The organism is Pseudomonas sp. GW822-FHT02E03 (assembly GCF_058802325.1).
On sequence record NZ_JBXAOA010000085.1, the window covers coordinates 1 to 9216 of the forward strand.

Annotated in this window: 9 protein-coding genes; 6 read left to right on the forward strand and 3 right to left on the reverse strand. The window is 61.9% G+C overall.

The window, feature by feature from the left end; all coding sequences use genetic code 11:
* The first annotated feature begins 215 nt into the window (after positions 1-215).
* The 6 genes from pqqA to AC1RQB_RS27980 all read left to right on the forward strand — a co-directional run bounded on the left by pqqA (position 216) and on the right by AC1RQB_RS27980 (position 6351).
* On the forward strand, positions 216-287 hold the full coding sequence (pqqA, locus tag AC1RQB_RS27955) for a pyrroloquinoline quinone precursor peptide PqqA (protein ID WP_010455123.1): 72 nt from the start codon (positions 216-218) through the stop codon (positions 285-287).
* A 54-nt stretch (positions 288-341) separates the two neighbouring features.
* Positions 342-1256: a pyrroloquinoline quinone biosynthesis protein PqqB gene (gene pqqB / locus AC1RQB_RS27960; RefSeq protein ID WP_063343420.1), complete on the forward strand. Its 915-nt coding sequence runs from the start codon at positions 342-344 to the stop codon at positions 1254-1256.
* Positions 1257-1397: 141 nt separating this feature from the next.
* Complete coding sequence (pqqC, locus tag AC1RQB_RS27965) at positions 1398-2150, forward strand: pyrroloquinoline-quinone synthase PqqC (RefSeq protein WP_207267339.1); 753 nt, start codon at positions 1398-1400, stop codon at positions 2148-2150.
* Complete coding sequence (pqqE, locus tag AC1RQB_RS27970) at positions 2147-3280, forward strand: pyrroloquinoline quinone biosynthesis protein PqqE (RefSeq protein WP_063343954.1); 1134 nt, start codon at positions 2147-2149, stop codon at positions 3278-3280. Before pqqC ends, pqqE begins: the two co-directional genes overlap by 4 nt.
* 238 nt (positions 3281-3518) lie before the next feature.
* Positions 3519-4682 carry an alcohol dehydrogenase-like regulatory protein ErcA gene (gene ercA / locus AC1RQB_RS27975; RefSeq protein WP_008071266.1) on the forward strand — a complete coding sequence of 388 codons (1164 nt, stop codon included), beginning with the start codon at positions 3519-3521 and terminating at the stop codon, positions 4680-4682.
* On the forward strand, positions 4666-6351 hold the full coding sequence (locus AC1RQB_RS27980; protein WP_063343421.1) for a PAS domain-containing hybrid sensor histidine kinase/response regulator: 1686 nt from the start codon (positions 4666-4668) through the stop codon (positions 6349-6351). Before ercA ends, AC1RQB_RS27980 begins: the two co-directional genes overlap by 17 nt.
* Here the strand turns inward: AC1RQB_RS27980 and AC1RQB_RS27985 are convergent.
* Genes AC1RQB_RS27985 through AC1RQB_RS27995 form a run of 3 tightly spaced genes read right to left on the reverse strand, consistent with a single transcriptional unit; the run spans position 6336 to position 8979 of the window.
* Positions 6336-7211: an aldose 1-epimerase gene (locus AC1RQB_RS27985; RefSeq protein ID WP_207267338.1), complete on the reverse strand. Its 876-nt coding sequence runs from the start codon at positions 7209-7211 to the stop codon at positions 6336-6338. The genes AC1RQB_RS27980 and AC1RQB_RS27985 overlap by 16 nt on opposite strands.
* A gap of 16 nt (positions 7212-7227) precedes the next feature.
* A complete protein-coding gene (locus AC1RQB_RS27990) occupies positions 7228-8121 on the reverse strand; it encodes an SMP-30/gluconolactonase/LRE family protein (protein ID WP_063343422.1) in 894 nt (297 codons plus the stop codon).
* Between the two features lie 45 nt (positions 8122-8166).
* Entirely contained in the window at positions 8167-8979 is an 813-nt protein-coding gene (locus AC1RQB_RS27995) for an NAD-dependent epimerase/dehydratase family protein (RefSeq protein WP_063343423.1), read from the reverse strand.
* Positions 8980-9216: the final 237 nt, after the last annotated feature.

Consider the following 9216-nt stretch of genomic DNA (forward strand, 5'->3'; position numbering starts at 1 on the left):
CCCCCCCCCCCCCCCCCCCCCCCCCCCCCCCCCCCCCCCCCCCCCCCCCCCCCCCCCCCCCCGCTCCCACATTGGTTCTCCGTGTACTTGAAGACCGCGCAACACCCCCTACCAACGCACGCCGCCACCTCCTTCGAAAGTAGCATTCGGTCATCTCATCCCCCGTGCATTAATGGTCTTACCGGAATTGACCGGCACAAGAAGAGGATTGACCCATGTGGAATAAACCCGCGTTTACCGATCTGCGCATTGGCTTCGAAGTGACGATGTATTTCGCCAACCGTTGATTGATCGCCCGGTCAGCCGTCGCGTTGGCCGGGCCTGCCTTCTGGAGCCATCCCATGCACATCCGTGTTCTCGGTTCCGCCGCCGGCGGTGGTTTTCCGCAATGGAACTGCAACTGCCGTCAATGCGCCGCGATGCGCAACGGCAACCTGCGCGCGCAACGTCGCACGCAGTCGTCCATTGCCCTGAGTGACGACGGTGTGGAGTGGGTGCTCTGCAATGCTTCACCGGACATTCGCGCGCAACTCGAAAGCTTTCCGGCGATGCAACCGGCCCGACGCTTGCGTGACACGGCGATTGCCGGTGTCGTCCTGCTGGACAGTCAGATCGACCATTGCACCGGCTTGTTGAGCCTGCGCGAAGGCTGCCCGCATTCGGTCTGGTGCACCGAGCGGGTTCATCAAGATCTGAGCAGCGGCTTTCCCTTGTTCACCATGCTCAAACACTGGAACGGTGGCTTGCAGTGGCAACCCATCGGGCTGGATCGCGAGCCGTTCAGCATCGTGGCCTGCCAACACCTGCAATTTCGCGCGATTGCGTTGGTCAGCAACGCGCCGCCGTACTCGCCCAATCGCGGCAACCCGCAGCCGGGCGACACCATCGGCCTGTTCATCGAAGACCTGCGCAGCGGGGCATCGGTTTTCTACGCGCCGGGGCTGGGGCAAATCGACGCCGAGGTATTGAGCTGGATGCAGCGCGCCGACTGCCTGCTGCTGGACGGCACGCTGTGGCGCGACGATGAAATGCGTGTGTGCGAAGTCGGCCAGAGCCTGGGCAGCGAAATGGGCCACCTGCCACAAAGCGGCCCCGGCGGCATGCTCGACGTGCTGGAGGGCTTCAATCGCCAGCGCAAAGTGCTGATCCACATTAACAACACCAACCCGATCCTCGATGAAGACTCGGCGGAGCGCGCCTTGCTGGAGCGGCGCGGTATTGAAGTGGCTTATGACGGCATGAGTATTGAGCTGTAGCGGATGGCCCTTTCGCGAGCAAGCCCGCTCCCACATTGGATTGTTGGTGTACACAAAATCTATGTTCACACCGATCAACTGTGGGAGCGGGCTTGCTCGCGAAGAGGCCAGACCAGACACCGCGAAATCCGGAGAACCACAATGACTGACACCCCCATGACCCCCGCCGAGTTCGAACAGGCGTTGCGCGCCAAAGGCGCCTATTACCACATCCACCACCCATTCCACCAAGCCATGTACGCCGGGCGCGCCACCCGCGAGCAGATTCAGGGCTGGGTCGCCAATCGCTTCTATTACCAGGTGAACATCCCGCTCAAGGATGCCGCCATCCTCGCCAATTGCCCGGACCGCGACGTGCGCCGGGAGTGGCTGCAACGGATCCTCGACCATGACGGCGTCCCCGGCAGTGAAGGCGGCATCGAAGCGTGGCTACGATTGGGCGAAGCCGTGGGGCTGGATCGCGAACAAATCCTTTCGCAAGAGCTGGTGCTGCCGGGCGTGCGTTTCGCCGTGGACGCCTACGTCAATTTCGCCCGTCGCGCTTGCTGGCAAGAAGCGGCCAGCAGCTCGCTGACCGAACTGTTCGCGCCACAGATTCACCAGTCCCGGCTCGACGCCTGGCCCACCCATTACCCATGGATCGACCCGGCCGGCTACGACTATTTCCGTACACGTCTGAGCCAGGCCCGGCGCGATGTCGAGCATGGTTTGCGCATCACCCTGGCGCACTACGTGACGGTCGAAGGCCAGCAACGCATGCTGGAGATTCTGCAGTTCAAGCTCGATGTGCTGTGGAGCATGCTCGACGCGATGAGCATGGCCTATGAGCTGGATCGCCCGCCTTATCACACCGTCACCACGGAGCAGGTCTGGCACCGGGGGATCATCTTGTGAGCCAGATCGAACAGCAACCCGGCCCACCGCTGTGGTTGTTGGCGGAGCTGACCTATCGCTGCCCGCTGCAATGCCCGTATTGCTCCAACCCGCTGGACTTCGCCCAGCATGGCGAGGAGTTGAGCACAGAAGAATGGATTCGGGTGTTCTGCGAGGCGCGGGAGATGGGCGCTGCACAACTGGGTTTTTCCGGTGGCGAGCCGTTGGTGCGCCAAGACCTCGCCGAGTTGATCAAGGCCGCGCGGGACATGGGTTACTACACCAACCTGATCACTTCGGGTATCGGCCTGACCGAACAGAAGGTCCGCGACTTCAAGGTTGCCGGGCTGGACCATATCCAGATCAGCTTTCAGGCCGCCGACGAACAGGTGAATAATCTGCTCGCCGGCTCGCGCAAGGCCTTCGCCCAGAAACTGGCCATGGCCCGGGCGGTGAAAGCCCAGGGTTACCCGATGGTGCTGAATTTCGTCACCCATCGGCACAACATCGACCAGATCGCGCAGATCATCGACCTCTGCCTGGAGCTGGAGGCGGATTTCGTCGAGTTGGCGACGTGCCAGTTTTACGGTTGGGCCGAACTCAACCGCGTCGGCTTGTTGCCGACCCGCGAACAGTTGCAGCGCGCCGAGCGCATCACCAATGAATACCGCCAGCGGCTTGAGGCCGAGGGCCACCCGTGCAAACTGATCTTCGTCACCCCGGATTACTACGAAGAACGCCCCAAGACCTGCATGAATGGCTGGGCCAACCTGTTTCTCGACATCACCCCGGACGGCACGGCATTGCCTTGTCATAGCGCCCGCCAGTTGCCGGTGCAGTTTCCCAATGTGCGTGAGCACAGCATCGAACACATCTGGAACGACTCCTTCGGTTTCAACCGTTTTCGCGGCGATGACTGGATGAAAGAGCCGTGCCGCTCCTGCGATGAAAAGCACAAGGACCTCGGCGGCTGTCGCTGCCAGGCGTTCATGCTCACGGGGGACGCGACCAACGCGGATCCGGTGTGCAGCAAGTCACTGCACCACGACGTTATTCTCAAGGCCCGGGACGAAGCCGACGCGCCGGGGCAGGGCATGGAGCACCTGACGTTGCGCAACGAGAAAGCCTCGCGGCTGATTTATCGCGGATGAATTGCAAACGCAAATCCCTGTGGGAGCGGGCTTGCCCGCGATGAGGCCAGCACATTCAACATCGATGTTGACTGTCAGACCGCTATCGCGGGCAAGCCCGCTCCCACAGGGATTTTCAGTGAATACAAAATTGAAGGAGTGCACCCCGGGCGGCGGCTATCCATTGGTCTGATTGCATTCGCAGCCGGATGCTTTAGTGTGGTCTTTACCTTTCAAAACAATAAAAACAGGCTTTCCAATGAGCCAGAATCTCAGCCAGCTGCGTAAATTCGTTTCGCCTGAAATCATCTTCGGTGCCGGCTGTCGGCACAACGTCGGTAACTACGCCAAGACCTTCGGCGCCCGCAAAGTGCTGGTGGTCAGCGACCCCGGTGTGATTGCCGCCGGTTGGGTCGCCGATGTCGAGGCCAGTCTGCAAGCCCAGGGCATTGATTTCTTTTTGTATAGCGACGTTTCGCCCAACCCGCGGATCGAAGAAGTCATGCTCGGCGCCGAGCTGTACCGGGAGAATCACTGCGATGTGATCGTAGCGATCGGTGGCGGCAGCCCGATGGATTGCGGCAAGGGCATCGGCATTGTCGTCGCCCACGGGCGCAACATCCTCGAATTCGAGGGCGTGGACATGTTGCGCATGCCCAGCCCGCCGCTGATCCTGATCCCGACCACCGCCGGCACGTCGGCCGATGTGTCGCAGTTCGTGATCATCTCCAATCAGCAAGAACGCATGAAATTCTCCATCGTCAGCAAGGCCGCAGTGCCGGACGTGTCGCTGATCGACCCGGAAACCACCCTGAGCATGGACCCGTTCCTGTCGGCCTGTACCGGTATCGACGCGTTGGTCCATGCCATCGAAGCCTTTGTCTCCACCGGTCACGGGCCGCTCACCGACCCTCATGCGCTGGAAGCGATGCGGCTGATCAACGGCAATCTGGTGCAAATGATCGCCAACCCCAGCGACATCGCCCTGCGCGAGAAAATCATGCTCGGCAGCATGCAGGCCGGTCTGGCGTTCTCCAACGCGATCCTTGGCGCGGTGCACGCCATGTCCCACAGCCTCGGCGGTTTCCTCGATCTGCCCCATGGCCTGTGCAATGCGGTGTTGGTGGAACACGTGGTGGCGTTCAACTACAGCTCGGCGCCGGAGCGCTTCAAGGTGATCGCCGAGACGTTCGGTATTGATTGCCGTGGCCTCAATCACCGGCAGATTTGCGGGCGTCTGGTCGAACACCTGATCGCCCTCAAACACGCCATCGGCTTCCACGAAACCCTGGGCCTGCACGGGGTGAGTACGGCGGACATTCCGTTCCTGTCGCAACACGCCATGCACGACCCGTGCATCCTTACCAACCCGCGCGAATCCAGCCAGCGCGACGTCGAGGTCGTCTATGGCGAAGCCCTCTGACGAGCAACAACGGGCGCTGGCCGGGTTACTCGGCTTAGGTAACCATTCGGCGCGCAAGAGTCATTACCCGGAACTGGCCGCGCGCCTGGATGAACTGGAAACCGAACGCAACCGCTACAAATGGCTGTTCGAAAACGCGGTACACGGGATCTTCCAGGCCAGCCTGCTGGAGGGCATGCGCGCCGCCAACCCGGCGCTGGCGCGGATGCTCGGCTATCAAAACCCCCAGGAGGTGCTGTTTACCCTGACGGACCTGGCGGGCACGCTGTTCGTTGGCGGGGCACAAGAGCTGGAAAGCATCGGCGAAATCCTCCAGCGCGAGCGCAGCCTGCTGGGCTATGAAACTCAGCTGCGACGCAAGGACGGCAGTGTCCTCGACGTGTTGATGAACCTGCTGCTCAAACCGGATCAGGAAGGCCTGGTGGAGGGCTTTGTTGCCGACATCACCGAGCGAAAACTCGCTCAGCAGCGCCTGCAACAACTCAATGACGAACTGGAGCAGCGGGTCACCGCGCGCACCAACGAGCTGCTGGACGCCGCAGAAGCCTTGCGCGATGCCCGGGATGCCGCCGAGGCGGCCAATCGCAGCAAGGACAAATACCTCGCCGCCGCCAGTCACGACTTGCTGCAACCGCTCAACGCCGCGCGTTTGCTGATCTCGACCTTGCGCGAACGCAAACTGCCCGACGTCGAGCAGGTGCTGGTGGAGCGCACGCATCAGGCGCTGGAAGGGGCCGAAGATTTGCTCACCGATCTGCTGGATATTTCCCGGCTTGATCAGGCCGCGGTGAAGCCGGATATTGCCCTGTACCGCCTCGACGAATTGTTCGCGCCACTGGTCTCGGAGTTTCAGTCGGTGGCGGCGGCAGCCGGGTTGAACCTGCGGGTGCACATGGGCGATTACGCCCTTCATACCGACTTGCGCCTGATGACGCGGGTTTTGCGCAACTTCCTCAGCAATGCCTGCCGCTACACCGACGAGGGCTGCATTCTGCTGGGGGCAAGACGCCGGGGCGATGCGCTGCGTATCGAAGTCTGGGACACCGGGCGCGGGATCCCGGCGGATCGTCTTGACTCGATCTTCCTCGAGTTCAACCAACTGGACGTCGGGCGCGCCGCCGATCGCAAGGGCGTGGGCCTGGGACTGGCGATTGTCGAACGCATCGCCAAGATCCTCGACTACAGGATTCAGGTTCATTCGCGGCCGGGGCGCGGTTCGATGTTCAGCATCGAAGTGCCGATTTCCCATGAGATCCCACTGCCGATCAGTCAGGCCGCGCCGCAACCAAGTACCGGTAACCCATTGCCGGGCCGGCGGCTGTTGGTGCTGGATAACGAAGTCAGCATTCTTGAAAGCATGAGCGCGCTGCTCGGCCAGTGGGGCTGCGAGGTGGTCATCGCCACCGACGAGGCCACGGCACTGGTGGCTTTGCAGGGACAGGCGCCGGAACTGATTCTGGCGGACTATCACCTGGATCACGGAGTGGTGGGCTGTGAAGTGGTTCGGCATTTGCGCGAGCATTTCAGCCAGGCGATTCCAGCGGTGATCATCACCGCCGACCGCACCGACCAGTGTCGGCGCTCATTGCAGCGACTCGACGCACCGCTGCTGAACAAACCGGTGAAACCCGGCAAGTTGCGCGCGGTGCTGACTCAGCTGTTGGCGTAGCGGTAGCGCAGGCTGAAACCGAGCTCGGCAGATTGCCCTTGCTCCAGCAAACGCAACCCTGGCCGGCCCGGCAAGTGATGGGCGTTGACCGGATGGCTCACCGGTTCGATACAGAAAAACTCCAGGCCCACGGGGCAGTAGAGCAGGTAGTAGGCGCTGCCGGTGGCTTGGCATTCCAGTTCATAACCTAAGTCGGGTTGCTGGATCAGGCAGTGGCCGTCCCATGCGCAAAAGCCGTTGTCCACCAGCGTTTCGGGTAACGCGCGGGGTTGGCTGAAGTCCCATTCCTCAGGAATCGAACTGAGTTGTGTCGGCAGTTTTGCGCCGTCGCACAACCAGACCCCTCGCGCCTGCGTCTGCAACCGAGTGCCTGCGGTGCGCGGGAAGTAGGGGTGTAAACCGAGCCCGTGCCAGGCGGCGTGTTCAGCCAGATGAGTGACCTGCAAATCGATGCTCAGCTTGCCCTCGCTCAGATGGAAACGTTGCCTTGCGCGATAAGCGAAGGGTGCGGTGCTGTCGAGTTGCAGGACGATTTCATCGCGGGTGTGCGAGACGATCTGCCACGGCTGTTGCCAGGCACTGCCATGGATCGGCAGCGGATCGGTGAGGCTGTTGGGCGTTAGCGCAAGCCAGCCATCCGGGCAGTCGAAACCGCCTTTGTCGATGCGGTTCGACCATGGCGCCAGGGGATAACAGGCGAGTTTGCCGGGCAGGCCGGTGTTCAAGGCGTGTTGGTCACTGTGGCGCAACAGCGGTTGGCCGGTGCTGCGCACAGTCCAGTTGACAATGCTCGCACCGAGTTCGGGGGCGAGGGTGAGGCGGGTGAGTTCGTCTTCGAGTTCGAGGATTGTGGGTGTCATGGCGATCTTTATTGGCTCAAAGCAATTCGTTGAACGCCGGTTCCGGCAAGCCTTTGACGCCGGGGTTGAGGGCGAACACGCCGCCGGCCAGCGACTGTTCGTCATGGTCGTCAGCGGGGCGGATCGAGGTTACAAACAGCGTATCGAGCTGGCTGCCACCGAAGGCGCACATGGTCGGTTTCTTCACCGGCACGGGGAGCGAACGATCCAGTCGGCCATCGGGGGTGAAACGGTGAATCAGCCCGGCGTCGTTAGCGCAGATCCAATAGCAACCTTCGGCATCCACCGCCGCGCCATCGGGGCGGCCAAGGAAGTGATGCATGTCGACGAACAGCCGACGGTTGGACGGCGTGCCGCTGTCGATGTCGTAATCAAAGGCCCAGATCTGCTGCACATTCGGGTGCGAATCCGAGAGGTACATGGTCTTGCCGTCCGGGCTGAAACCCAGGCCGTTGGGCACGATGAAACCGCTGAGCCGGGCGTCGAGCGGCCCGGGTTGCCTGGCGCTGTAGCGATAGAGCGTGCCGTCGGCGGCGTTGGCGCCCATGTTCAGCACCATGCTGCCGGCCCAGAAACGGCCCTGACGATCGCAGCGGCCATCGTTCAGGCGCATGTCGGGGCGGGCGTGATCGACGTGGGCCAGCAGTTCGCTGTCGAGGCTGCCATCGTTGTGCGGGTGCAGGTGAAAGAATCCGCTTTCCATGCCGGCGACCCAGCCACCCGCGCTGTGACGAGCGATACAGGCGAGCATTTGCGGCGCTTTCCAGGCGTGAACGTGCCCGCTGTCGGCATTCCAGCGCTGTAATCCACCGGTCGGAATATCGACCCAGTACAGGGCGTTTTCCTCGGGGACCCACACCGGGCTTTCACCGACCGCATTGCGGGCATCGACAATCAATTCGACTTGCATGGCAACGCATTCCCTTGGCTTTGTTATGTGGCGATTGGCGAGGGCTCAGTCGCCGAACGGTCCGGCCGCGACAAAGGCACCACCCTGATAAACCCGGGCCGGATCATCCTCGGCGGGCATTGGTTGGGCTTCGACTTTTTCTCGGAAGACTTCGGACGTGTCCTGTGGCGCAAAACCCAGGTGTGCGGCGAAACGGTTGTCCCACCAGACGCTCTTGTTGGCGGACATGCCGTACACCACGGTATGGCCGACATTCGGGGTGTACAACGCGCGTTCGAGCAGTTGGGTCATGTCGTCGAAGCTCAGCCAGGTGCTCATCATTCGGCGGTTCTGTGGTTCCGGGAACGAGGAGCCGATGCGGATGCTGACGGTTTCGATGCCATAGCGATCGAAGTAGAAACTGGCCATGTCTTCGCCGTAGGACTTGGACAAGCCGTAATAGCTGTCCGGGCGGCGAGGGGAGTGGGCGTCGAGGGTTTTGTCCTGCTTGTAAAAGCCGATGACGTGGTTGGAACTGGCGAAAATCACCCGCTTCACACCGTGGCGGCGGGCCGCTTCGTAGATATGGAACACGCCGCAGATGTTGGCACCGAGGATCTCTTCGAACGGACGCTCAACCGACACGCCGCCGAAGTGCAGGATCGCGTCCACGCCTTCGACCAGTTGATGCACCGCTTGCTTGTCGGCGAGGTCGCACGGCACGACTTCTTCGCGATCATCAATGGCTGGCGCCATGTTGGCGATGTCCGACAGACGGAGGACGTTGGCGTAAGGTCGTAGGCGTTCGCGCAGGACTTTGCCGAGGCCACCGGCGGCGCCGGTCAGGAGCAGGCGATTGAATGGGGATGTGTTCGTCATGTAAATCCCTGAGCTAGATAATTGTAGTTATTGGTTGTTGTAGGTTGTCGTATGACTTGGTCGAAGTATTGTTAGGCTTTCCGGTGCTTGTCAACGCGACTTTGATTGAAATTGACGGAGGGTCATGTTCATTCATCCCTCATGAATGTGCCGAACCTGTGGGAGGGGGGGGGGGGGGGGGGGGGGGGGGGGGGGGGGGGGGGGGGGGGGGGGGGGGGGGGGGGGGGGGGGGGGGGG

Excerpts from the sequence above, each read along its gene's own strand:
- AC1RQB_RS27985 (WP_207267338.1), bottom strand. The coding sequence starts at position 7,211 with ATGACACCCACAATCCTCGAACTCGAAGACGAACTCACCCGCCTCACC.
- AC1RQB_RS27980 (WP_063343421.1), top strand. The coding sequence starts at position 4,666 with ATGGCGAAGCCCTCTGACGAGCAACAACGGGCGCTGGCCGGGTTACTC.
- pqqC (WP_207267339.1), top strand. The coding sequence starts at position 1,398 with ATGACTGACACCCCCATGACCCCCGCCGAGTTCGAACAGGCGTTGCGC.
- pqqB (WP_063343420.1), top strand. The coding sequence starts at position 342 with ATGCACATCCGTGTTCTCGGTTCCGCCGCCGGCGGTGGTTTTCCGCAA.
- ercA (WP_008071266.1), top strand. The coding sequence starts at position 3,519 with ATGAGCCAGAATCTCAGCCAGCTGCGTAAATTCGTTTCGCCTGAAATC.
- AC1RQB_RS27990 (WP_063343422.1), bottom strand. The coding sequence starts at position 8,121 with ATGCAAGTCGAATTGATTGTCGATGCCCGCAATGCGGTCGGTGAAAGC.
- AC1RQB_RS27995 (WP_063343423.1), bottom strand. The coding sequence starts at position 8,979 with ATGACGAACACATCCCCATTCAATCGCCTGCTCCTGACCGGCGCCGCC.